Here is a 23,817-nt window from a genome sequence, read left to right as displayed (position 1 = left end):
CTTCAGGGAGTTTCGGAGGTGGAAAGGTGATAGCGGATGAGATTCCAGGAGGCTGACGCGAGCCGGACGGCGGACCGCCCGGCGTCGACCGAGGGTCGCTCCCGCGGGTGCGGCACGACCCGGTCCGGGTCGTCCGCGGTGTTCACGGCGTCGGGTTCGGTGCCGGCGTCGATAGCGAGGTGCTCCGCGCCGGCCAGGCCCGGCAGGCCGCGCAGGTCGATGTCGAGCCGGATGTCCGTGCCGCCGCGGTTGACCGCGAAGACGACGAGCCCTCCGGTCTCCTCGTCGTGTACGGCAACGGTGTCCACCGAGGACACCTCTCCGTGGCGGGCGGTGTCGTGCGAGGGCCCGATCGGTTCGGTGCGCAGCACCGTGCCGCGGGCGTACCGCGCGGTGAGCGCGAACGGGTGGAAGATGCTCTGCCGCCACGCCGGCCCGCCGTCGATGGTGCGGATCGGCGCGATGACGTTGGCCAACTGGGCCTGGCACGCCACGCCGACCCGGTCGGCGTGGCGCAGCAACGTGATCAACAGGTCGCCGACCACGACCGCGTCGGTCGCGGTGAAGGTGTCCTCGATCAGTGCCGGCGCCTCGACCCAGCCACGCCGGTCCAGGTCGGCTCGCAGGCGCTGCTGGTACCAGACGTTCCACTCGTCGAACGACACCATGAGGCGGCGCTTGTGCCGCTGTTTGGCCGCGACGTGGTCGGCGGTGGCGACGACCTCGCGGATGAACGCGTCCATGTCGACGGCGGAGGCGAGGATGCTGGGCCGGTCGCCGTCGGACGGGTCGTAGTAGGTGTGCGCGGAGATGTAGTCGACGTGTTCGTAGGTGTGTTCCAGGACGGTGGCCTCCCACGCGGCGAACGTGGGCATCCCCCGGTTGGAGCTGCCGCACGCGACGAGGCTGACCGAGGGGTCGATCATCTTCATGGCGCTTGCCGTCTCGGCGGCCAGCCGGCCGTACTCGTCGGCCGTCTTGTGCCCGACCTGCCAGGGGCCGTCGAGTTCGTTGCCCAGGCACCACAGCCGGATGCCGTACGGCTCCTCGGCGCCGTGCCTGCGGCGCAGGTCCGAGAAGTGCGTGCCGCCCGGGTGGTTCGCGTACTCGAGTAGGTCGCACGCCTCCTGCACACCCCGCGTGCCGAGGTTGACCGCCATCATCGGCTCGACGCCGGCGGCGCGGGCCCAGCGCATGAACTCGTCGAGCCCGAACGCGTTCGTCTCGATGGTCTTCCAGGCCAGGTCGAGTCGGCGCGGCCGGTCGGCGACCGGACCCACGCCGTCCTCCCAGCGGTATCCGGAGACGAAGTTGCCGCCCGGGTACCGCACCACCGACACGCCCAGCTCACGGGTGAGGTCGAGGACGTCGCGCCGCAGGCCGTGCTCGTCGGCGGTGGGGTGCGCTGGCTCGTACACCCCGCCGTAGACGCACCGACCCATGTGCTCGACGAACGATCCGAACAGGCGCCGGCTGACCGGCCCAATCCGAAATGCCGGATCTACGCTCAACTGTGCCGCGTCCACACCAACCCTTCCCGTCGATCTTGCTAGCTTTTTACAACGTTGTAGGCAACGTTGTAAAGATCTCGGAACGCGGTAGGGTGCGATTCGTAACGTCGGGGAGAGAGGGTACGGCCGTGCGGCACAGGCTCAAGGACGTCGCCGAACTGGCCGGGGTCTCGGTGAAGACCGTCTCGAACGTCGTCAACGGGTACATCCACGTGCGACCCGACACCCGCGCCCGCGTCCTGGAGGCCATCGCCGCGCTCGACTACCGGCCCAACATCAGCGCCCGCAACCTGCGCCGCGGCCGTACCGGCATCATCGCGCTCGCCGTGCCCGAGCTGGACATCCCGTACTTCGCCGAACTCGCCAAGCACGTGGTCAGCGCCGCCGCGCGGCACGACTGGACCGTACTGATCGACCAGACCAACGGTGACCCGGAGCAGGAGCGGCTGGTGGCGGCGGGCATCCGCGACCACATGATCGACGGCCTCATCTTCAGCCCGCTGGCACTGGCCGGCGCCGACCTCGACGCCGGAGCCACTCCCCTGGTCCTGCTCGGCGAACGGGTCGCCCACGGTCAGGCCGACCACGTCGCGATCGACAACGTGGCCGCCGCGCGCGACGCCACCGGGCACCTCGTGGGGTTGGGGCGCCGGCGCATCGCCGCGATCGGCGCCCAGCACACGGCCGAAGCCGCCACCGCCCGACTGCGGCTGGCCGGCTACAGCGAGGCGCTGCGCGCCGCCGGCCTCGCCCGCGACGAGGCACTGATCGCCCCGGCGCTGGCCTGGCACCGGGCCGACGGCGCCGAGGCGATGCGCGCCCTGCTGGCCACGGGAGCCCGCCCCGACGCCGTGGTCTGCTTCAACGACACGCTGGCACTGGGCGCGATGAGGGCGCTTCACGACGCCGGCCTGCGCGTGCCGGACGACGTCGCGGTGGCCGGGTTCGACGACATCGAGGACGGTCGCTTCTCCATGCCGACGCTCACGACGGTGGCGCCGGACAAGGCCGATCTCGCACGGATCGCCGTCGACCTACTCGCCGCCCGGCTGACAGCCACCGATCCGCCACCGCGCGAACAGACCGTGCCGCACCGGCTGATTCCCCGCGAGAGCACGACGCTCAGCCCGCACCGTGACGAGCCCGTCGGGCCGTAAGAGTTCCGTAATGGGTGACGGCCCGATTCGGCCGACGACTACGCCGTAGCCTGGCCGGATGTGGACAAAGTTACTTCGGTCGCCGGTGTCGTGGGCCACCGTGGTCCTGGTCGGAATCGTCGCGGTTCTCGGCCTCTTCTGGTTCCAGCCGTGGAAACTGTTCACCGACACGCGTGTCGACGACGCGCTACCGGTCATCGAGGTGTCTGCCACGCCAACCGGTGTCGCGTCTGCCAGCCCGGTGTCCAGTCCGTCTGCCACCGCGGCGACCGGGAACCAGGTCCTGGCCGCTGGCGACTTCGTGACCCACGAACACAAGACGACCGGCACGGCTCAGATCGTCCGGCTCGCCGACGGCCGGCACCGGCTCGTGCTACGCGATCTCGACACGTCCAACGGGCCGGACCTGCGGGTATGGCTGACCGACCAGCCGGTGGTCAGTGGAGTGGCCGGGTGGCGGGTGTTTGACGACGGCGTGTGGCTCGAGGTGGCTCGGCTCAAGGGCAACCGCGGCGATCAGGTGTACGACCTCCCCGCCTCCGTCGATCCGGCGGACTTCCGGAGCGTTTCGGTCTGGTGCAAGCGCTTCAGCGTCTCGTTCGGCGCTGCGGAGCTGAAGACCGTCTGAACCGGTGGCTACCGCCTCGCGTCGTCAGACGGCGGGGAGCCGGACCACGAACCGGCAGCCGTCGGTGGTGTTGGCCACCTCGACCCGGCCGCCGTGCGCCTCGATGAGCCCGTGCACGATCGCCAGTCCGAGCCCGCCGGACGCCTCGCCGCTGCCGTTGCCCGCGCCGGGGGTACGGGCCGGTTCGCCCCGGAACGCGATGTCGAAGAGCCGGGGCAGGTCGGCCGGAGGAATACCGCCGCAGGTGTCGGCCACGGACAGCCAGGCGTGATCCCGCTCGCGGCCGGCCTCGATCCGTACCGTGCCGTCCTCGGGGGTGTAGCGGACCGCGTTGAGCAGCAGGTTGGCCACGACCCGGGCCAGTTCCGGTTCGCTCGCGGCAACGGTCGGCCAGCCGGACTCGGCGGCGACCAGGCGGATCCGCCGCGCGGCGGCCAGCGGCGCGCTGCTGGCCAGCGCGTCGGAGACCACCTCGCGCAGTGGCACCGCGGCCATCGACAGCCGCAGCGCCCCGGCGTTGATCCGGGACAACTCGAAGAGGTCGTCGACGAGTCGGGTCATCCGGTCCGTCTCCAGCCGGATCCGCCGGTGGTACTCCCCGACGGTCTCCGGGTCGCGGACCACCCCGTCCTCCAGGGCCTCCGCCATCGCCCGCAGACCGGCGAGCGGGGTACGCAGGTCGTGGGAAACCCAGGCGACAAGGTCCCGGCGGCCCTTTTCCAGGTGTCGCTCCCGCTGGCGGGCCTGGTCGGCCCAGATGGCGGCGGCGGCCAGCCGGCGGCCGAAGTGCCCGCCGACGCCGAGACTGACCAGGGCCGCCGCGCCGACGGTGATCAGCACGACCTCCAGGTCGTGTGGGGAGAGGAACATCGCCTCCGCGACCGCCACCACCCCGAGGACGACCGCGACCACCGTGGTGGTGAGCAGCACGCAGAGGTGTACGGTGATCGAACTGCGCCGGAGCATCCGCAGCAGCAGTGCCCCGACGAGCCCGACGACGAGCGCCACTCCCAGGGCGATCGCGAAGATCAGCGCCAGGTCACGCATCGGTCGGCTCGTACCGGTAGCCGACGCCCCAGACCGTGACGATCCGTCGCGGGGCGGCCGGGTCCGTCTCGATCTTCTCGCGGAGCCGGCGTACGTGCACTGTCACCGTCGAGTGGTCGCCGAAGTTCCAGCCCCAGACCTGTTCCAGCAGTTCGGCCCGGGTGAAGGCCCGGGACGGATGCCGCATCAGGTGGACGAGCAGGTCGAACTCGCGCAGGGTCAGCGCCAGCTCCGTACCGGACAGCTGGGCGGTCCGGGAATCCGTCCGTACCGCCAGGTCGCCGTCGGTGAGCACCTCCGGCCGGCCGGGCGCCGGCTCACCGCTGGCGCGGCGGAGCACCGATCGGACCCGCAGCACCAGTTCCCGAGGGGAGAAAGGCTTGGTCAGGTAGTCGTCCGCGCCGAGTTGCAGGCCGAGGATCCGGTCAGCCTCGTCACCACGTGCGGTCAGCATGATGATCGGTACGCTGTCCGGTCGGGCCCGCAGCTCGCGGCACACCTGTAGACCGTCGACCCCGGGCAGCATCAGATCGAGTACGACCAGATGCGGCGCCTGCCTCGCGACGGCCGTGAGGGCTGCCGCCCCGTCGCCCACGTGGTTGACCTGGAAGCCGTCGTGTTCCAGGTAGCGGCAGATCACGTCGCTGACGGTCTGGTCGTCGTCGACCACCAGGACCCGTTTCGTCTCCTGCGGCCTCTGCTCCCGCCCGTCCACGTCCATCGGGCCAGCGTAGCCACGCAAGGGACCACGGCCGCTGGGGCGAGATCTTGCGAGGCTCTTACGGCTGCGGCAGCCGCGCGACGGGTACGCCGGCGCACCGCCCGCTCCTCTGTCACGCACCGCAACGTCCATTCGACGGCACGAGAAGCAACACCGGCGAACATTGCTGAGTGTCGATATCTGGAGGCACCCTCGGTAGGGTCGTTGCCGCCGATCGTGCGCGCCGGACCGGCGCACCGTCATGCTGGCGCGCACCGCGCCCAAGATGGCCCGGTCGGGAATTTCCGCCGGTTGTGGCCGGAGGCTTCAGGGGGCGAGTTTCCAGGCCGTGTGGAAGAGGTCTGGTTCGCCGAAGTTTCCCGATTTGAACAGGATGGCCAGCTTCGGGTCGGGGTCGGGAACCATCCACGGCAGGCCGGGACCGACCGCCGGTCCCACCCGGAGCACACCGAGCCCGAGCGCGCGTACCACCGCTCCGGCTGTTTCCCCGCCCGCCGTCAGCAGGCGGCGGACCCCGAGCGTGGCGATCGCCCGGGCGGCGATCTCGCCGGCCGCCGCCTCCAGAAGCTCCGCGGACCGTCCAGGACCGAGCTGGGAATCGTAGCGCGCGACCAGCACCGGATCGGCCGAGGAGGACACGAGTACGGGGTCGTCGGTCGTCCGGTACGCCTCGGCGACGGCGGCGAGTACGGCGTCGACGGTTTGCCCGAAGTCGGCGTCGAGGTCCACCGGTGAGAGGGAGACCAGCGGGCCGGTGAACCTGGCCACCTGTTCCCGGGTCCTCGCCGAGCAGCTTCCGGAGAGGATCAGCCGCCGCCCGTTCGGCACCGCTGGAACGGCTCGTGCGGCGGCTCTGTTGAGTCCGGGGCTCGGCGTGCCGCCGCCCCGTACCCGGGCCAGCGCGGCGGCCAACCCGGCGGCACCGCCCGCCACGAGCGGGGCGTCCCCGGTGGGTGCCCGCAGCAGCGCGGTCGCCAGGTTGTCGAGGTCCGTCTCGGTGAGGGCGTCCACGAGGACGTGGCCAGCGCCGGTCCGACGCGCGGCGTCGATCGCGGCGTGGATTCGCTCCGGACCGGCGGCGACCGTGTTCCAGTCGACGAGCGCGACGGTGGCCCGGGTCTGCCGGGAGAGCACCCGGACGAGATCGCTGTCGCGCATCGGGGTGAGTGGGTGATCCCGCAGCGGGGACTCCGACAGGAGCTGACGGCCGACGAAGAGCTGCCCCTGGTAGAGGGTGCGACCAACCCGTGGCGTCGCTGGTGTGCCGACACTGGGGGCGCCGCCGGCCGGCCCTGCCCGGCCGGCGGTGGCGAGCTGGACCAACGCGTCGGCCACGGGACCGATGTTGCCCTCGTCGGTGGAATCGAACGTCGAGCAGTACTTCTGGTAGATCGTGGTGCAGCCGGCCTCGACCAGCCAGCGCGCCGCGGTGAGCGAATCACCGACGGCTTCGGCGCGCGGCGCGGTACGGGACTTCAGCGCGACGACCGCACATCCGCAGGCGGGTGGCGGCCCGCCGGGAGTTCCCACCACGACGATGGCCGACTCGCCCTGCTCGCTCACCGCGTCCGCCAGGTCGCACGCCCCGGTGAGGTCGTCGGCCACCGCGCCGAGCCACGGACCGGTCACCGGGCGCCCACCGGGGCGATCGCCGGATCGCCAGCGACGGCGGCCGGGGCCGGGGCCGGGGCCGGGGCCGGGGTGGCCAAGACCGGGGCCGGGGTGGTCAACGGTGCCACCACCACCTGCCGGCACGCCGCGCGCAGCATCGCCACCTGCTCGGCGGTCGCACCCGCGTCGGTGACGACCGCGTCCACCGCCGCCAGGTCCAGGAACCGCATCGGGGCGCGTGCCTCGAGCTTGCCGTGGTCGAGCAGCAGGATGACGCGACGGGCGATGCGCGCCATGGCCCGCTTGGTGTCGGCGTCCGAGGCGTTCGCGGAATAGGCACCGCCCGGCCCCGCCGCCGTGGCGGACAGCACGGCCACGTCCACCGCGAGGTCGTCGAGGTTTCGCCGGGTGACCGGACCGGTGAAGGAGCGGGTCTGCGGATCGTAGCTGCCGCCGAGGGCGATCAGCTCGATGTCCTCCCGTTCGGCACAGGTCACGATCACCGGGACGGAGTGCGTCACCACGGTGTGACCGCCGGGCAGCCGGGCGGCAAGGGCGGCGACGGTGGTGCCGGCGTCGAGTGCGACCACCGCTTCGGACCGGACAAGCGGCACGGTGGCCCGGGCGAGCGCCGCCTTCTCCGCTGGCGCCGCCACCCGTCGCTGCTCGAACGGCAGGCCGGCCGTGGGTGACGGGATGCTCGCGCCGCCAGCGACCCGGTTCACCAGCCCTTCGGCGGCAAGCTGTCGGAGGTCGCGGCGGATGGTCATCTCCGAAACACCCAGCGCCGCCGCCGCTTCGGTCGAGGAGACATAGCCCATCTCGCCCACCCGGCGCAGCAGCTCTCGGCGCCGCTCGGGTGCCTGGGTGTAGCGCACCCGTCCATGAAAGTCCCCAGGCCGTCGATCTGTCAATCTCTGAACATTCGAGGTTGACCAGTTCGTTCGATAGCGAACACAATGGCTCGGTGAATGGGGGCCCGCGTCAGCCCGACGCAACCGCTCCCGGGCGGCCGGACGAACCGCCCGGCCGCGCCGGAGCGCCCTTCCTCAGCGTCGGCATCGACCTCGGGACGACCAACACCAAAGCCGCCCTGGTCGCGGTCGACGAGTCGGGCGTACGGGTGCGCGCCCTCGCCTCGGCCCCCACGCCCGAGCCGGACGCGGTCAAGCCGGTGCTGCTCGCACTGCTTCGGCAGGTGTTGCGCGGGGCGCCAGCGCCGGACGCCGTGGGCATCGCTTCGATGGCCGAGACGGGCGTGCCGCTCGGCCGGTCCGGAGAACCGCTCGGGCCGTGGTTGCGCTGGAACAGTCATCCGGCCGGGGCCGAGGCGGACGAACTGTCCCGGCGGCTCGGCCGGGACCACCTGGTCGCGGCCACCGGCGTACGGCCGACCGGGAAGGTGCCGCTGGCCACCTGGGCCTGGCTGCGCGCCAACCGCCCGGACCAGTGGACGGAGATGGCCGCCTGGGCAGGGGCAGCGGACCTCGTCTGCCACCTACTCACCGGGCGCCTCTGCACCGACCACACGCTCGCCGGCCGGACGATGGCCTACCGCCTGCCCGATCCCGGCCGGCCGGTGCCGGACGGCTTCGACGCGGACCTGCTGGCCGAGGTGGGGCTGCGCCCCGAGCAGTTGCCCACCGTCGTACCCCCCGACGGGGCCGCCGCCCCGCTACGCGATCCCGACTTCGTCGCCTGCGGGCTGCGGGCCGGGACACCCGTCGTGGTGGCCGGCCACGACCATCCCGTCGGCGCGTACGCCGGGGGCGTGCGGGAGCCCGGCGACGTCGCCGACTCGCTCGGTACGGCCGAGGCGGTGCTCTCCGTCGTCGCGGGTGCCCCCGACCCGATCGAGGTGGCCCGCGCCGGGATGAGCAGCGTCGTACCGGTCAGCGGTCGGCATCGGGCGATCCTCGCCGGGTCGTCCAGTGCCGGTGCCACCGTCGGCTGGTGGCTGGCACACGAGTCGGCCGGTGTGACGGCGGCGGAACTGTTCGGCCGGGTACTCGAATCGGGCGATCGTCCGAGCGACGTCATCGTCCTCCCCTACCTGCGCGGGCGGCAGGCGCCGGCGCCGGACCCTGCCGCCCGACTGCGGATACTCGGGCGCCGACCGGCGCACACCCCGGCCGACCTCGCTCGGGCGATGCTCGAAGGGCTCTGCCTACAGACCCGCTGGATGCTGCGTGAACAGGCCCGGCTCGCCGGGCGTACCGGGCCGGGGACGGTGACCCTGCTCGGCGGGGCGGTCGCGGGCAACCCGGCGTGGGTCCGGATCAAGGCACACGTCCTCACCGACGCGCTGCGCGTGGTCCCGGCCGACGAGCCGGTGGCGGCGGGTGCGGCCCTGGTCGCCGCGGTCCGGGCGCACCGGGTCGGGCCGGTGGTGCCGGCCCTGGACTGGCGGCCCGGGCCGGCGGTGGCGGGTGCGGGCGTCGACTACGACCAGCCGTTCGCCCGGTTCGTGGCGGCGGCGACCGGCACCGGGGCCAGCACTGCCGAGGCGACCGACCAGGAGGAGAGATCACGTGACCGAAACGGGTAGCCCTCCCCCGACCCTCGACGCCATCGCCCGCCCGTCAGGCGGATTCGCGATGGTGGCAATGGACCAGCGGGAGAGCCTGCGCACCATGTTCGCCGACGCCGGGGCGGGCCGGCCGGACGACGACCGGATGATCGCCTTCAAGACGGCCGTCGCCCGCGCACTCGGCCCCCGGGCCTCCGGCTTCCTCGTCGACCGAACGTTCGGATTTGAACAGATCCGCGCCGGGATGCTGCCCGACGACTGCGGCCTGATCCTCGCGGCCGACGGCTTGGCCCAGGAACCCGGCCAGCCGGTCGAGGAAACCTGGCTGGACGAGGTCGTCGCCGCGCCCGAGTTCGACCTCACCGGCGTACGGGCGATCAAGCTGTTGCTGCTCTGGCGCCGCGACGCCCGCCGCGAGCAACGCGTCGAACTGGCCCGCCGGTTCGTCGCGCTCGCCGCCGGACGGGGGGTGCTGTCGGTGCTCGAACCGGTCGTCCGGCCCACCCCGGAGGAGCGGGCGACCGGCCGATGGGACGAGGACGAGTCCATTCTCGATGCGGCCCGGGAACTCTCCCCGCTCCGGCCGAGCCTCTACAAGGCGCAGGTGCCGCGCCGGGGCAAGGGCACCCTGGCCGAACTCCGGCGCGCGTCCGAGGCCCTCGGCTCCGCCATCGCCGGGCCGTGGGTGGTGCTCTCCCAGGGCGTCGACCGGGCCGACTTCCTCGGCGCGGTCCGCGCGGCGTGCCAGGGCGGTGCCAGCGGATTCCTGGCCGGCCGGGCGCTGTGGAGCGACGTGGTCGGCCGGCCGGACCTGGACCAGGCGCTCGCCGAGATCTCGGTGCCCCGGCTCGAACGGCTCGTCGACGTGGTCGACCGCGAGGCGACCCCCTGGCGGAAGGCATGAGCGGCCAGGCCCTGGCGGCCGGACTGCTGCACACCGTGCCGGCCCTGGCCGCCACCTTCGACGACCTGGTCCGTACCTCGGCCACCGACCTGCGGCGGATCCACCTCGCCGACGCCTGGCTACTCGACACCGCGCGCCGCGACGGCGTCACCCCGGCCGTACGGGACGCCGTGCTCGCCCACGTCCGGTACCTCGAATCGGCCGGGGCAAGCGCCGTGCTGGTCACCTGCTCCTCGATCGGCGAGGCGACGGAGGCAGCCGCCGAGCGGGTCGGCGTACCGGTGATCCGGGTGGACGCGACGATGGCCGACGAAGCGGCGGAGATCGCCACCCGGCCCGGCGCGCGGGGCCGGATCGCGGTGCTCGCCACGCTCGCCTCGACGCTCGGGCCGACCGGTCGGCTGGTGGAGCGGGCCGCGAGTGCACACCGGCCCACGACCGCCACGCACCGCTCGGTCGAGGTGGCCGCCGAACTCGTCGCGGGCGCGGCCGAGGCGCACCACCGGGGCGACCGGGAACACGCGGAGTCGCTGGTCGCGGCGACCGTCGAGCGGGCCGCGGCCGGTGCGGACGTGGTCGTGCTGGCCCAGGCGTCGATGGCCCGCGCGGCGGCGCTCGTCGACGTGCCGGTTCCGGTGCTCAGTTCCCCGGCCGGTGGCGTGGCGTCGTTGCTGCGGGCCATCACCGAAAGCCCCCTGCGGTGACCCCGTACGGCTGACCGCGCCTGACCCCTTATCGAGGAGACACCCCCATGCGACTCACCCACGGGCCCGGCAGCCACACCGTCACGGCGGCCGGCTACCTGTTGCAGCTACCCGGCGGGCAACCCGCAGCGACGCTCGCCGACCCGGACGGCCGGATCTGGTCCCGGTTGAGCCTGCTCGCCTCGGTGGATCGCACCGACCTGCCGGACGAGTCTTACGACATCGGCGAACCGCGGGTGTCCCCGGGCCGGTGCGACGGCGAGGACGTGGTCGAGATAGAGGTGGCCTGCCGGAGCACCGCCTGGTCGGCCAAGTCGGTGCTGTTGCGCTGTTTCGAGGACCGGATCGAGGTGACGGCACGGGTCGAGGGCACCGGCACCCTCGGCGAGGTACGGCTGCTGGGCGGCCGGGCGTTCCTGTCCTCCGGGGCGTGTGGGACGTTCCGCTCCTCGGTCGGGTTCGCCTCGGTGTTCAACCCGACGCCGACCGAGCCGATCCAGGTGGTCCGGGCCGCGTCCGCCGGTGTGGCGCTCGGCATCGTCGGCGACGCGTCCGCCGGACGGCTGCACGGGATCTTCTCCCCGCCGCCGCTGTGCCTGGCGTTCGGCCGCGAGCCGGCCGGGCACGCCACCCACGTACCGGCCGGCGGCTGGCTCTCGGCCGGTCTGCTGGCCGCCGTCGACGACCTGCGCTTCACCGAACTGCGGTACGCCCCGCTGGACGACGGGTTCCTGCTCGAACTGGACTACGACGGCCACACCGAGGTGAGCGGGGAGTTCGTCACCCCCACGCTGGTGCTGCGGCCGGCCGCCGATCCCTGGGTCGGGCTGGCCGCGTACCGGGCGGACCTGGTGGAGCGCGGCTTCGCGCCGGCCGGGCCCGCCACCACTCCCGCCGACTGGTGGACCGAGCCGATCTTCTGCGGCTGGGGGGCGCAGTGTGCCGCCGCGCGCGTCCCGGACCTGCCGACGCCCCGTTCGGGGTACCTGGTGGAACCCGGCCCGGCCGTCGTACCGGACGTGCTGCCCGTCGCCTTCGACCTGGCCCGGCAGGACCGGTACGACGGCTGGCTGGGCCGGCTGGCCGAGCACGGCGTGGTCCCCGGCACGGTGGTCGTCGACGACCGCTGGCAACTGGCGTACGGCACCGCCGAGCCGGACCCCGAGCGCTGGCCGGACCTGCGCGGCTGGATCGCCGAGCGGCACGCCGCCGGCCAGCGCGTCCTGCTGTGGTGGAAGGCGTGGGACCCGACCGGCCTGCCGGTGCCGGAGTGCGTGACCGACCCGGGCGGGACACCCGTCGCCGCCGATCCGGGCAGTCCCGGGTACCTCGGTCACCTGACCGACATCGTCACCCGGCTGCTCGGTCCGGACGGCCTGGACGCGGACGGTTTCAAGGTCGACTTCACCCAGCGCGCGCCGGCCGGGCGGGGGCTGCGCCGGCCCGGCGCCCCGCCGGACGCGCCGTGGGGAATCGCGGCGCTGCACCGGATGCTGGCGACGTTGTACCAGGCGGCGAAAGCCGCCAAGCCGGACGCCCTGGTGGTCACCCACACCCCGCACCCCGGCTTCGGGGACGTCTGCGACATGATCCGGCTCAACGACATCCTCGAACGCGACCCGCGCGGCGCGATCGTCCCGGCCGTGGACCAGCTCGCCTTCCGGCACGCCGTCGTCGCGGCGAGCCTGCCCGGCCATCTCGTCGACACCGACCAGTGGCCCATCGCGGACGTGGCGCAGTGGCGCTCGTACGTGATGACGCAGAGCCGGCTCGGGGTTCCCGCGCTCTACTACGCGGACCGCATCGACCAGTCGGGGGAGGAGTTGACCGGTCACGACCTGGCGCTGGTCGCGTCGACCTGGCGGGACTACCGGGCGAGCCGGACGGCGTCGGCGGAGCGGGGCGCGACGTCGTCCTCCTCGAACCAAGCAGTGGGAACGTTATCAGTCGGCTAAGTCCCTGCCAGCCTGCCGCTTGTGATGGTGAGAGCGGCCGTCCTTCCGGCGCTGACATGGGATCGGTACCATACGCGACATGACGGAGTCGCCCGTGTCGGAGCTTGCGCCGGGAATCTTCCGGATCACCGACACCTGCAACGTGTACGTCGTGTGCGCCCCGACCCGGCCGGCGGAGGACGACCCGGCGGTCCGGACCGCGCTCGCCATCGACTTCGGCTCCGGCATCGTCCTCGACCACCTGGCCGAGATGGGTGTCGACCGGATCACCGACGTACTGATGACCCATCACCATCGGGACCAGGGGCAGGGGCTGCCGCGCGCCGCGGCGGAGGGCATCCGCATCCACGTGCCGCCGGTGGAGCGGGACCTGTTCGGCGACGTCGAGGAGATGTGGCAGAGCCGCACCCTCTACAACGACTACAACCTGCGGCAGGACAGGTTCTCGTTGCTGGAGTCCGTGCCGGTGCACGACGTCGTGCCGGAGTACCGCCGCCGGACGTACGCGGGGACGACCGTCGAGGTGGTGCCGACCCCCGGGCACACCACCGGTTCCGTCAGCTACCTCGTCGAGCGGGACGGCCGCCGGCTGGCCTTCACCGGCGACCTCGTCTACGCACCGGGCAAGGTGTGGTCGCTCGCCTCCACCCAGTGGACCTACACCGAGAACGAGGGTCCGGCGATGACCGTGCTGAGCTGCTACCAGCTCGTGGAACGTGAACTGGACCTGTTGCTGCCGGCGCACGGCGAGCCGATGGACGACCCTCGGTACGCCCTCGAACTGCTCGCCTCGCGGATGAGCCGGTACGTGGACTCGCGGCGCCCGTACCCGTGGGACCTGCGGGACCGCCTGGACAACCCGTTCACCCCGCTCACCGACCACCTGCTGCTCAACCGGACCGCCAACTCCTGTAGCTACGTGCTGTTGTCGGAGACGGGCGCGGCGCTCGTGATCGACTACGGCTACGACATGACCACCGGCCTGCCGGCCGGCAACGACCGGGCGTCCCGCCGCCCGTGGCTGGCCTCGCTGCCGGCGCTGCGCCGCGACCACGGCGTCACGGCGATCGAGGTGGCCCTGCCGACCCACTACCATGACGACCACGTGGCCGGGATGAACCTGCTGCGCGAGGTGGAGGGCACGCGGATATGGGCCCCGGCCCACGTGGCCGGGATTCTCGAGGCGCCGCTGGTCGAGGATCTGCCGTGCATCTGGTACGACCCGATCCCGGTGGACCGTCGACTTCCGCTCGGCGAGACCTTCCGTTGGCACGAGTACGAGATCACGGTCCACGACCTGCCCGGCCACACGCTGTACGCCGCCGCGTACGAGTTCGTGGTCGATGGGGTCAAGGTGCTGGTCACCGGCGACCAGCAGGTCGGGATGGGCGTTCCGGGCGACCGCCGGGAGATCCTCAACTACCAGTACCGGAACCGGTTCCGCATCGGTGACTACGTGGCGAGCGCCGAACTGTACCGGCGGGTGGCCCCCGGCCTGATGATCTCCGGGCACTGGGCGCCCAGGTGGGTCACCGACGACTACCTCGACCTGCTCACCACCGAGGGGGAGGAACTCGACCGGATCCACCACGAGCTGCTGCCACTCGACGAGTACGAGTTCGGTGCCGACGGCGTACTGGCCCGGATCGCGCCGTACTACTCCCGGGCGGAGACCGGCAACGTCACGCGGTTCACCGTCGCTGTCGGCAATCCCCGGCCTACCGCGATAATGGCGGTGCTGCGCTTCGTGCTGCCGGTAGGCTGGACCGCTGTCCCGGACGTCACGACGATCTCGCTACCCCCGCTCGGCCGGGAGGAGATCGAGATCGAGGTGACGGTGGGCGGGCCGCCGCAGCGCCGGGCCAGGCTGGCGGTGGACGTGACCATCGGCGACCTCCGCCTCGGGCAACACGCGGAGGCGCTGGTGGATGTGATGACGACCGGATCTACATGACGGAGCTTGGACAGGTGGCGGAATGAAGAGTGGGATGCCGGCACCCGACGGGATCCAACCGGCGCGCCGAGCGACCATCCGGGAGGTCGCCGACGCGGCCGGGGTGTCCCGCTCCACCGCGTCCCGGGCACTTACCGGCCGCGGCTACGTGGCCCCGCCGGTGCGTGACCGGGTTCGTGAGATCGCCCGCGGGCTCGGCTACGTGCCCGACGCGACCGCCCGCCACCTACGCCAGCAGGCCAGCCAGTCGATCGGCGTCCTGGTCTCGGACCTGAGCAACCCCTTCTACGCCGGGCTCGCCGCCGGCATCAGCCAGCAGGCGCGGAAGCGGCAGTACACGATGATGCTGGCCGACGACGGCGGCTCGCCGGAGGTGGAGGTGGAGGCGGCCGAGGCGTTCGTCGCACTTCGGGTCGCCGGTGTCATCGTGACGCCCGTGTCGGCGGAGGTCAGCACCTATCTGGCCCGGCAACAGATCCCGGTGGTGGAGGTGGACCGGCAGTTCTCCGTCGGCGTCTGCGACGCCGTGGTGGTCGACAACGAGAACGCGGCCCGCCGGGTCATCCATCAACTGCTGGACCTCGGCCACCGGCGCATCGCGCTGGTGATCGACGAGATGCACTGGACCACCGGTCGGGACCGGCTGGCCGGCTACCGGGGCGCCTTCGCCGCCGCCGGTGTCCCGCTGGACGATTCGCTGGTGGTGACCGCCGGTTGGGACGTCGATGCGGCGCGGATCGAGGCACACAAGCTGCTCAGCCGGGCGGAGCCACCGACGGCGATCTTCGCGGCCAACAACGTCCTGGCCGAGGCTGTCTGGCGTGCCGCGGCGGAGCTGAACATGCCGATCCCCGAGCGGCTCAGCCTGGTGTCGTTCGACGACGTCTCGTGGATGAGCCTGGTCCGCCCCGGGGTCACCGCCGTCGCCCAGGACCCGGTCGCGCTCGGCGAGGCTGCCATCTCCCAACTGTTCGAACGCATCCAGTCCCCGCACGCGCCGGTGCGTACCGTCCTGCTCTCGGCCACCGTGGCCGCGCGCGGATCGACGGCTCCCCCGCCGGCCTAGGGGCTGCCTCGCTCCACCGAGATCCACGAGACAGCCCCTAGCCGCCCGGACTCCCCCGGTTCCCGGCGGCCACACCGGGTACGACGACGTGCCCGCCACCTCGCTTGACGACGATCCGAGGGGCTCCTAGGCTCTGTCTGGGATCGATCCCACACAAGGCGGCGCTCCTCTGCTGACCGCCGAACCGGCGACCCGCCGAAACCTCCCGCAGATCGGTGGAGCCGACGAGAGGACTCGCATGACCGACCCTGACCCGTTCGCCCCCTCGCCCGCCGGCGACCCGGTCCTGGCCCTCGACATCGGCGGCACGAAGCTGGCCGTGGGCGTCGTGACGGCGGACGGTTCCACCCAGGGGGTGCTGGTGGAGCCGACCCGGCGCGAGGAGGGTTGGCCCGTCGTGACCCGACGGCTCTTCGAGCTGGGCCACCGGGCGATCGAGCAGGCCGGGGTCGGGCAGGTCCGGGCCGTCGGCATCGCCTGCGGCGGGCCCCTGGACGCGCCCGCCGGGGTGCTGCTCTGCCCACCACACCTGCCCGGGTGGATCGACGTGCCGATCGGGCCGCTGGCCGCGGACTCCTTCGGTGTGCCGTTCGCGCTGGAGAACGACGCCACCGTGGGCGCCATCGCCGAATACCGGTTCGGTGCCGGCCGGGGCACCGGCACCATGCTCTACCTGACCGTGTCGACGGGCGTCGGCGGTGGCGCGATCATCGACGGCGGGCTGCACCACGGCGCCGCCGGAAACGGTGGCGAGTTCGGCCACCTGACCGTCCACCGCGGCGGCCGGCTCTGTAGCTGCGGTCGGCGCGGCTGTGTGGAGGCGTACGCCTCGGGCACGTCCATCGCCGAGCGGGTCCGCGAGGCGCTGGCGGACGGTGTCCCGTCGTCACTGGCCGCGCTGCCGGCCCCGACCGCCGCGGACGTCTCGGCGGCGGCCACCGCCGGCGACCCGCTCGCCGCCGAGGTCTGGGCCGAGACCGTGGACCTGCTCGGCACGGCGGTCACCGATCTGGTGAACGTCTTCGAACCCGACCTGGTCGTGCTCGGGGGCGGGGTCACCCGCGCGGGCGCCATGCTGATCGACCCCATCCGGGAACTGGTCGCGCGGGAGGCCATGGCGCCGGCCGGCCGGGCCGCCCGGGTCGTCCGGGCCGAACTCGGCGACCTGGTCTGCGTGGTGGGCGCCGGGGCCATCGGGCATGACCTGCTCACCGGCGATGGTCCCACCGGAGAAGCAGGACGGAAGCGGAAGCTGGAGCGGAACCAACGGGTGGAGAAGGCACATGTCTGACTGGCTCGAGACGCAACTGGGCGAGCACGTGGCCGTCGCCGAGGCGACGGCCACGCTGTCCGGAGAGATCCGTGCGGCCGGCGCCCTCGTCTGCGAGCGGCTCGCCGGCGGCGGCACCGTGTACACCTTCGGCAACGGCGGCAGCGCGGCCGACGCCCAGCACCTGACCGGCGAACTCGTGGGCCACTACGACCGCGACCGCCGTCCGCTGCCGGCGGTGACCCTGAGCACCGACGCCAGCGCGATGACCTGCATCGCCAACGACTACTCGTACCAGGACGTCTTCCGCCGGCAGGTGGAGGCGCTCGCGCGGCCCGGCGACGTCGTCGTCGCCTTCACGACGTCGGGGCGCTCACCCAACGTGGTGGCGGCGCTCGCCGCCGCGCAGGCGCGGGGGGCCACCACGCTGCTGTTCAGCGGCGGGGACGGTGGTCCGGCCGCGAACCACGCCGACCGTACGCTGCTCGTCCCGTCCAAGAGCACCCAGCGGATCCAGGAGATGCACACCCTGATGCTGCACGTGATCAGCGAGATGGTCGACGCGTGGGCCGCCGGAGAGGAGCCGGCGGCGTGACCACGATCGAAGGCGTCGGAGGCCCGACGGACGTCACCCCCACCGACCACCCGCGCCCGGAACGCCCGGTGGCACCGGTGTCGAACGCCCCGTCCGGGGACCAGCCGGCCGACCCGCACCCCGCGGACCGTCCCGCCGCCACCCCCGACCGCACCCTGCACATGATCGGGAACGCCCATCTCGATCCGGTGTGGTTGTGGCCGTGGCAGGAGGGTTACCAGGAGGCACGGGCCACCTTCTGGTCGGCGATCCACCGGATGGAGGAATATCCCGACTTCGTCTTCACCTGCAACCAGGTGGTCCTGCTGTCCTGGGTCGAGGAGTCCGACCCGGAGCTGTTCGCCCGGATCCGCGAGCGGGTCGCGGACGGCCGCTGGCAACTGGTCGGCGGCTGGTGGGTCGAACCGGACTGCAACCTGCCGTCCGGCGAGTCGTTCGTCCGGCAGGGCCTGTACGGCCAGCGCTATCTCAGGGAGAAGTTCGGGGTCACCGCCACGGTCGGGATGAACGTCGACCCGTTCGGGCACAACGGCATGCTGCCGCAGATCCTGCGCGGCCAGGGCATGCACGCGTACTGCTTCCTCCGGCCGGGTCCGCACGAATCCAGTCTCACCGGCACCGCGTTCTGGTGGGAGGCGCCGGACGGGTCGCGGGTGCTCGCGTACCGGATCCCGTTCGAGTATTGCAGTCCCCCCGGTGACGTGGCCGGCCAGACCGACAAGTCGCTCGGCGTGCTGGACCACGGGCTGGGCGACATGATGATCTTCTTCGGCGTCGGAAACCACGGCGGCGGGCCGACCCGGGCCAACATCGAGTCCATCCACCGGTACGAGCGGATGGGTTCCTTCGGCCGGATGGTCATCTCCTCGCCGGGCCGGTACTTCGACGAGTTCGCCAAGAACCAGGGCGACGACGGACTGGCCCGGCTCCCGGTGTGGCGCGACGACCTCCAGATGCACGCCCCGGGCTGCTACTCGGCACACTCCGGGATCAAGCTCTGGCAGCGCCGGGCGCAGGCCGCGATCCTCGCCGCCGAACGGTGGGGCGTGGTGGGCTCGACGCTGTTCGGGCTGGACTACCCGAGAGAGGACCTCGGGCGCGCCTGGAAGCAGATCCTGTTCAACCAGTTCCACGACGTCCTGCCCGGGTCCGCGATCGAGAGCGCGTACGACGACGCCCGCGACCAGCTCGGCGAGGCGGTGGCCGTGGCGAAGCGGATCATCACACGTACCCACAACGTGATCGCCCGCAACGTGCACATTCCACTTGACCAGGGCACCCAGCCGGTGCTGGTGTTCAACCCCCATCCCTGGCCGGTGACGGCGCAGGTCGAGTTGCAGTACGGCGCCCAGCCCACCGGCGTACACGTGGTCGACGCCGCCGGCAGGGTGACGACGTCCCAACGGACCCAGTCCGTGGCGACGACGGACGACAAGGGGCGCGGGGCGACCGTGTTCGAGGCGGTCGTGCCGCCGCTCGGCTACCGGCTCTACCGACTGCGGTCCGGTACGCCACCGTTGGACGCGACGGTCAGCGAGCGGCCGGCCGGTCTCCTGCACGCCACCGACACGGTGCTGGAGAACGAGCTGCTCCGGGCCGAGATCGACCCCGAGACCGGGTGGCTAACCTCGCTGCTGGACAAGCGCACCGGCGTGGACCTCGTCGCCGGCGCCCGGGGCGAGCACACCCAGATCTGCCAGGACCCGACCGACACCTGGGGCCACCGCGTCGTCTCCTACCGCTGGCCTGGCGCCGCGATGCGGACGACCCGGGTGACTCTGCGGGAGACCGGGCCGCTGCGGGCCCGGCTCCGGGTGGAACGGGAGTGGAACCGCTCCACGATGGTCGAGGAGTTCGTCCTCGGGCACCGCGACGACCAGCTCGAGGTCCGGGTGACGATCGACTGGCGCGAGCAGGCCCACCTGCTCAAGCTCTGCTTCCCGACGGCCGTGGCCGGCCCGGTGTCCAGCTACGAGATCCCGTTCGGGTCCATCGAGCGGCCGGTCGACGGCGGGGAGAACGCCGGCCAGTCCTGGGTGGACGTCAGCGGGACGGTGACCGGCCGACCGGCCGGCCTCGCGGTGGTCAACAACGCCAAGCACGGCTACGACGTGTCGCCGGGCTCACCGGGCGGGGACACCCCGAGCATCGGGATCACGGCGGTGCGCAGCCCCGTCTACTCCTGGCACGATCCCCGGCAGCTCGATCCGGAGGGCTTCTACTCCTACCAGGACCAGGGCATCCAGTCGTTCCGTTACCTTCTCGTACCGCATTCGGGCGACTGGCGGACCGCGGACCTGCCCCGGCGGGCCGCCGAGTTGGGCGCGCCGGTACGCGCCATGTTGGAGAGCTTCCACCCCGGCTCGCTCCCCGCACAACAGAGCTTCCTCTCCGACGGCGGCGGGCAGATCATGGTGACCGCGGTCAAGGGCTGCGAGGACGGCGACGGTACCCCGGACCTGGTCGTCCGGGCGGTGGAGAGCACCGGTCGGCCCGGCCGGGGCCGGATCGAGCTGCCGATGCCGGGTCGGGTCGTCGAGGCCGACTTCGGCCCGAGCCAGATCCGCACCTTCCGGCTGCCGGCGGACGGGGGTGCCGTCCGGGAGGTCGACCTGATCGAGTGGGATCTGGCCGACGGGCCGGCCGGGGCGCTGTCGGAGTCCCCGATGCCGTCCGCCCCGACGGGCCGGCGCCACACCGAACCCGACCACGATTCGTCCGACGCGACGATGCCGGCCGAACGGATGGCACCGAGCCAGCGCCGCCGCGAGGGAGACTGACCGCGAGCGAAGATCAGCTCGACCGTGCCGGGGCCGGGTGCGGACTCGTCGCCGTCGGGAACGGAAACCGGGGACGGTAGCGCACTGGACACCGTACGAGTCACACCCTTGGTGGATGGGATCGATACCAGATACGGGGCCTAAAACATACCCGAAGCACCTGGGCCTGAGGAGACACAGAGCTACCATTGCCGGCACTGACATGGCTGGCAAGCACCGGATGCGCTTCTGGCCACGATTCCACACAACGCCCGTCCCCATCCCATCCCCCACCCCGGAGTTCCGGATGCACCGGTCGCTGTCCAACCTGACCCTGCGAATCGAACGCGCCCTCAACCAACGGCTCATCCCGGCGATCTACCGGGACGTCGAACCCGTCCGCGTCGAGGCGGCGCACCTGCCCGGCGAGCCGGTCGCGGCGGGCGAAGGGCTGGCTCTGGCGTACTCGCCCTTCCAGGTGGGCCAGCCGTGGGGGCGGGCCTGGAGTACCACCTGGTTCCGGTTCACCGGTGAGGTGCCGGAGCGGATGCGGGGCGGCCGGGTCGAGCTGATCGTCGACCTCGGCTTCGAGGGGGCCGGGCCGGGCTTCCGGTCCGAAGGACTCGCGTACACGGCCGACGGGACGCCGATCAAGGGCATCGAGCCACGGACCGGCTACGTACCGATCACCCGGTCCGCGACCGGCGGTGAGCGGGTCGAGGTGTACGTCGAGGCAGCCGCCAACCCCCGTTTCGACGGCACCGTCTCCCCGCTCGGCGACCCCGGTACGGTCCCGGACCGCCCGCTGTACCGACTCGACCGGGCCGAACTCGCCGTGCTCGACGAGGAGGTGCACGCCCTCGTCCTGGACGTGCAGGTACTGCACGGCCTGGCGCTGACGCTGGCCGAGACGGACCCCCGGCACCACGAGATCCGTCGTGCCCTCGAACTGATGCTCGACGCACTCGACGTCGCCGACATCTCCGGCGGGGCAGCCGCCGCCCGCGCCCGGTTGGCCGACGCACTCGCCTCCCCAGCGGTGCCGAGCGCCCACCGGATCACCGCCGTCGGACACGCCCACATCGACTCGGCCTGGCTGTGGCCGGTACGCGAGACGATCCGCAAGTGCTCGCGGACCTTCTCCAACGTGGTGGCCCTGGCCGACGAGTACCCCGAGCTGGTCTTCGCCTGCTCCTCCGCCCAGCAGTACGCGTGGCTGCGCCGGCACCACCCCAGGATCTACCGCCGGGTCGCCGAGAAGGTGGCCACCGGGCAGTTCCTGCCGGTCGGCGGCATGTGGGTGGAGTCGGACACCAACATGCCGGGCGGCGAGGCCATGGTGCGCCAGTTCACCCAGGGCAAACGCTTCTTCGCCAGCGAGTTCGGCGTCGAACCCCGGGAGGTCTGGCTACCCGACTCGTTCGGCTACTCGGCGGCCCTGCCGCAGCTCGCCCGGCTGGCCGGGTTCCGCTGGTTCTTCACCCAGAAGATGTGGTGGAACCAGACCAACCGCTTCCCGCACCACACCTTCTGGTGGGAGGGCGTCGACGGAAGCCGGATCTTCACCCACTTCCCGCCGGCCGACACGTACAGCTCGGAGCTGACCGGCAAGGAGTTGGCGTACGCGGTGGACAACTTCACCGAGCACGGCCGGTCGACGGTGTCGCTGCTCCCGTTCGGGTACGGCGACGGCGGTGGCGGCCCGACCCGGGAGATGCTCGAGACGGCCCGGCGGGTCGCCGACCTGGAAGGATCGCCGAAGGTCGAGATCCGCACTCCCGCCGAGTTCTTCGCCGAGGCGGAGCGGGAGTACCCGGACGCTCCGGTGTGGAGCGGCGAGATGTACCTCGAACACCACCGGGGCACGTACACCAGCCAGTCGGCGATGAAACGCGGCAACCGGCGTACCGAGCACCTGCTGCGGGAGGCCGAGCTGTGGTGCGCGGCGGCGGCGCTGCGCGGCGGGCACCCGTACCCGTACGAGGAGCTCGACAGCGTCTGGCAGGAGACACTGCTGCTGCAATTCCACGACATCCTGCCGGGCAGCTCGATCGCCTGGGTGCACCGCGAGGCGCGGCAGACGTACGCGAAGCTGGCGGACCGGCTGGAGGCGGTGATCGACTCGGCGCTGACCGCCCTGACCGGCTCGGGGCCGGTGCCGCTCGTCGCCAACGCCGCGCCGCACGCGCGGGCCGGCGTCCCGGCACTCGGGGTGGCCGCCGCCACCGGGTCCGCCACCGGGTCCGCCGCCACCGCCGGAGCGCCGGCCACGGTCGCCTCCGGCGACGCCCCGGACGTCTCGGTGTCGACCGGACCGGACGGCACGGTCCTGGACAACGGCCTGCTCCGGGTGCGCGTCGCGCCCGACGGCACGGTGGCCGCGATCCGGGACCTGGTCGCCGACCGGGACGTGCTCCGGCCCGGCACCGCCGCGAACGTCCTGCAACTGCACGCGGACACGCCGAACGCCTTCGACGCGTGGGACATCGACGAGTTCTACCGCAACCGGCGCCGCGACCTGACCGAGGTCACCAAGATCACGGTGGAGGCCGACGACCCCCGCCAGGCCCGGATCCAGGTCACCCGCGACGACCGGAACTCGGCGTACGTCCAGACGGTGTCCCTGGCGGCCGGCGAGCGGGTGCTGCGCTTCGAGACCGAGGTGGACTGGCACGAGCGGGAGACCCTGCTCAAGGTCGCCTTCCCGGTCGACGTGCAGGCCGCCCACTCCAGCTCGGAGATCCAGTTCGGGCACGTGCGGCGGCCGACCCACACGAACACCTCGTGGGACGCGGCGCGGTTCGAGATCTGCGCCCACCGCTGGCTGCACGTCGGCGAGCCCGGGTACGGCGTGGCGCTGGTCAACGACGGCACGTACGGCCATGACGTGACCCGACAACCGCCCGGTGACGCGCGCGGGGCGCGGCCGACCACCGTACGGCTCTCCCTGCTGCGCGGGCCCCGCTATCCCGACCCGGACACCGACCAGGGCCGGCACCGTTTCGGGTACGCGCTGGTCTGCGGTGCCGAGATCGCCGACGCGGTACGCGAGGGCTACCGGAGCAACCTGCCGGCCCGTCGGCGCCTGGGCGCGGCTCCGGTGGCACCGCTGGTCGAGGTGACCAACCCGAACGTCGTGGTCGAGGCGGTGAAGCTGGCCGACGACCGGTCAGGCGACCTGGTGGTCCGGCTCTACGAGGCGCTCGGCGGCCGGACCCGTACCCGGCTCAGCGCCTCTTTCGAGCTGGCCGACGTCAGCGTCCGCGACCTGCTCGAACGGGAGGACGCCGAGGTCAGCGCGCTGGCTCCGGTCTCGGTCGAGGGCAACGTGGTCGACCTCGCGCTGGCACCGTTCCAGGTCGTCACCCTCCGGCTCCGGCCCCGGGTGGGCTGACCCGGGTGACC

At 72.4% G+C, this 23,817-nt stretch carries 17 protein-coding genes; 12 read left to right on the top strand and 5 right to left on the bottom strand.

All coding sequences use genetic code 11. The features are described from left to right. Window positions 1–2: 2 nt before the first annotated feature. Window positions 3–1,526 (bottom strand): arabinosylfuranosidase ArfA, encoded by a 1,524-nt coding sequence (gene arfA, locus Pma05_RS44365; protein ID WP_203861957.1) that lies wholly within the window; start codon window positions 1,524–1,526, stop codon window positions 3–5. Window positions 1,527–1,639: 113 nt separating this feature from the next. Between arfA and Pma05_RS35745 the strand changes: the two genes are divergently transcribed. Beyond that, window positions 1,640–2,668 (top strand): LacI family DNA-binding transcriptional regulator, encoded by a 1,029-nt coding sequence (locus tag Pma05_RS35745; RefSeq protein WP_203861956.1) that lies wholly within the window; start codon window positions 1,640–1,642, stop codon window positions 2,666–2,668. Between the two features lie 58 nt (window positions 2,669–2,726). After that, the gene (locus Pma05_RS35740) at window positions 2,727–3,296 is read left to right on the top strand and encodes a DM13 domain-containing protein (protein WP_203861955.1); all 570 of its coding nucleotides are present in this window, start codon (window positions 2,727–2,729) and stop codon (window positions 3,294–3,296) included. Between the two features lie 24 nt (window positions 3,297–3,320). Here Pma05_RS35740 and Pma05_RS35735 read toward each other — a convergent pair whose 3' ends face one another. The 4 genes from Pma05_RS35735 to Pma05_RS35720 form a co-directional block, all read right to left on the bottom strand. Then, window positions 3,321–4,343 (bottom strand): sensor histidine kinase, encoded by a 1,023-nt coding sequence (locus Pma05_RS35735; protein WP_203861954.1) that lies wholly within the window; start codon window positions 4,341–4,343, stop codon window positions 3,321–3,323. Next, entirely contained in the window at window positions 4,336–5,064 is a 729-nt protein-coding gene (locus Pma05_RS35730; protein WP_203861953.1) for a response regulator transcription factor, read from the bottom strand. The genes Pma05_RS35735 and Pma05_RS35730 overlap by 8 nt, the downstream gene beginning before the upstream one ends. Before the next feature lie 306 nt (window positions 5,065–5,370). Continuing rightward, window positions 5,371–6,693 (bottom strand): 3-oxo-tetronate kinase, encoded by a 1,323-nt coding sequence (otnK, locus tag Pma05_RS35725; RefSeq protein WP_203861952.1) that lies wholly within the window; start codon window positions 6,691–6,693, stop codon window positions 5,371–5,373. Then, window positions 6,690–7,553 (bottom strand): DeoR/GlpR family DNA-binding transcription regulator, encoded by an 864-nt coding sequence (locus Pma05_RS35720; RefSeq protein WP_203861951.1) that lies wholly within the window; start codon window positions 7,551–7,553, stop codon window positions 6,690–6,692. Before Pma05_RS35720 ends, otnK begins: the two co-directional genes overlap by 4 nt. Before the next feature lie 89 nt (window positions 7,554–7,642). Here Pma05_RS35720 and Pma05_RS35715 point away from each other — a divergent pair, with 89 nt between their 5' ends. From Pma05_RS35715 to Pma05_RS35670, 10 genes are all read left to right on the top strand, one after another. Next, window positions 7,643–9,223, top strand: a complete 1,581-nt coding sequence (locus Pma05_RS35715; protein ID WP_203861950.1) for an FGGY-family carbohydrate kinase — start codon at window positions 7,643–7,645, stop codon at window positions 9,221–9,223. Further along, window positions 9,207–10,109 (top strand): hypothetical protein, encoded by a 903-nt coding sequence (locus Pma05_RS35710; protein WP_203861949.1) that lies wholly within the window; start codon window positions 9,207–9,209, stop codon window positions 10,107–10,109. The genes Pma05_RS35715 and Pma05_RS35710 overlap by 17 nt, the downstream gene beginning before the upstream one ends. Beyond that, entirely contained in the window at window positions 10,106–10,813 is a 708-nt protein-coding gene (locus Pma05_RS35705; protein WP_203861948.1) for an aspartate/glutamate racemase family protein, read from the top strand. The genes Pma05_RS35710 and Pma05_RS35705 overlap by 4 nt, the downstream gene beginning before the upstream one ends. A gap of 47 nt (window positions 10,814–10,860) precedes the next feature. Beyond that, complete coding sequence (locus tag Pma05_RS35700) at window positions 10,861–12,768, top strand: hypothetical protein (RefSeq protein WP_203861947.1); 1,908 nt, start codon at window positions 10,861–10,863, stop codon at window positions 12,766–12,768. A 79-nt stretch (window positions 12,769–12,847) separates the two neighbouring features. After that, window positions 12,848–14,722, top strand: a complete 1,875-nt coding sequence (locus tag Pma05_RS35695; RefSeq protein ID WP_203861946.1) for an MBL fold metallo-hydrolase — start codon at window positions 12,848–12,850, stop codon at window positions 14,720–14,722. A gap of 22 nt (window positions 14,723–14,744) precedes the next feature. After that, window positions 14,745–15,788, top strand: a complete 1,044-nt coding sequence (locus Pma05_RS35690) for a LacI family DNA-binding transcriptional regulator (RefSeq protein ID WP_203861945.1) — start codon at window positions 14,745–14,747, stop codon at window positions 15,786–15,788. A gap of 238 nt (window positions 15,789–16,026) precedes the next feature. Further along, window positions 16,027–17,079, top strand: coding sequence for an ROK family protein (locus Pma05_RS35685; RefSeq protein ID WP_203861944.1), 1,053 nt, complete (start codon window positions 16,027–16,029; stop codon window positions 17,077–17,079). After that, window positions 17,072–17,653, top strand: coding sequence for a D-sedoheptulose-7-phosphate isomerase (locus Pma05_RS35680; protein WP_203861943.1), 582 nt, complete (start codon window positions 17,072–17,074; stop codon window positions 17,651–17,653). Before Pma05_RS35685 ends, Pma05_RS35680 begins: the two co-directional genes overlap by 8 nt. Next, a complete protein-coding gene (locus Pma05_RS35675) occupies window positions 17,650–20,433 on the top strand; it encodes an alpha-mannosidase (RefSeq protein ID WP_203861942.1) in 2,784 nt (927 codons plus the stop codon). Before Pma05_RS35680 ends, Pma05_RS35675 begins: the two co-directional genes overlap by 4 nt. Window positions 20,434–20,719: 286 nt before the next feature. Next, a complete protein-coding gene (locus Pma05_RS35670; protein WP_203861941.1) occupies window positions 20,720–23,806 on the top strand; it encodes an alpha-mannosidase in 3,087 nt (1,028 codons plus the stop codon). Window positions 23,807–23,817: the final 11 nt, after the last annotated feature.

Origin of the sequence: Plantactinospora mayteni (assembly GCF_016862935.1) — a bacterium.
GTDB lineage: Bacteria > Actinomycetota > Actinomycetes > Mycobacteriales > Micromonosporaceae > Plantactinospora > Plantactinospora mayteni.
This window is presented reverse-complemented; position numbering and strand designations above follow the sequence as displayed.

Excerpts from the sequence above, each read along its gene's own strand:
- Pma05_RS35690 (WP_203861945.1), top strand. The coding sequence starts at position 14,745 with ATGAAGAGTGGGATGCCGGCACCCGACGGGATCCAACCGGCGCGCCGA.
- Pma05_RS35685 (WP_203861944.1), top strand. The coding sequence starts at position 16,027 with ATGACCGACCCTGACCCGTTCGCCCCCTCGCCCGCCGGCGACCCGGTC.
- Pma05_RS35695 (WP_203861946.1), top strand. The coding sequence starts at position 12,848 with ATGACGGAGTCGCCCGTGTCGGAGCTTGCGCCGGGAATCTTCCGGATC.
- Pma05_RS35730 (WP_203861953.1), bottom strand. The coding sequence starts at position 5,064 with ATGGACGTGGACGGGCGGGAGCAGAGGCCGCAGGAGACGAAACGGGTC.
- Pma05_RS35740 (WP_203861955.1), top strand. The coding sequence starts at position 2,727 with ATGTGGACAAAGTTACTTCGGTCGCCGGTGTCGTGGGCCACCGTGGTC.
- Pma05_RS35735 (WP_203861954.1), bottom strand. The coding sequence starts at position 4,343 with ATGCGTGACCTGGCGCTGATCTTCGCGATCGCCCTGGGAGTGGCGCTC.
- Pma05_RS35705 (WP_203861948.1), top strand. The coding sequence starts at position 10,106 with ATGAGCGGCCAGGCCCTGGCGGCCGGACTGCTGCACACCGTGCCGGCC.
- Pma05_RS35700 (WP_203861947.1), top strand. The coding sequence starts at position 10,861 with ATGCGACTCACCCACGGGCCCGGCAGCCACACCGTCACGGCGGCCGGC.
- Pma05_RS35680 (WP_203861943.1), top strand. The coding sequence starts at position 17,072 with ATGTCTGACTGGCTCGAGACGCAACTGGGCGAGCACGTGGCCGTCGCC.
- Pma05_RS35670 (WP_203861941.1), top strand. The coding sequence starts at position 20,720 with ATGCACCGGTCGCTGTCCAACCTGACCCTGCGAATCGAACGCGCCCTC.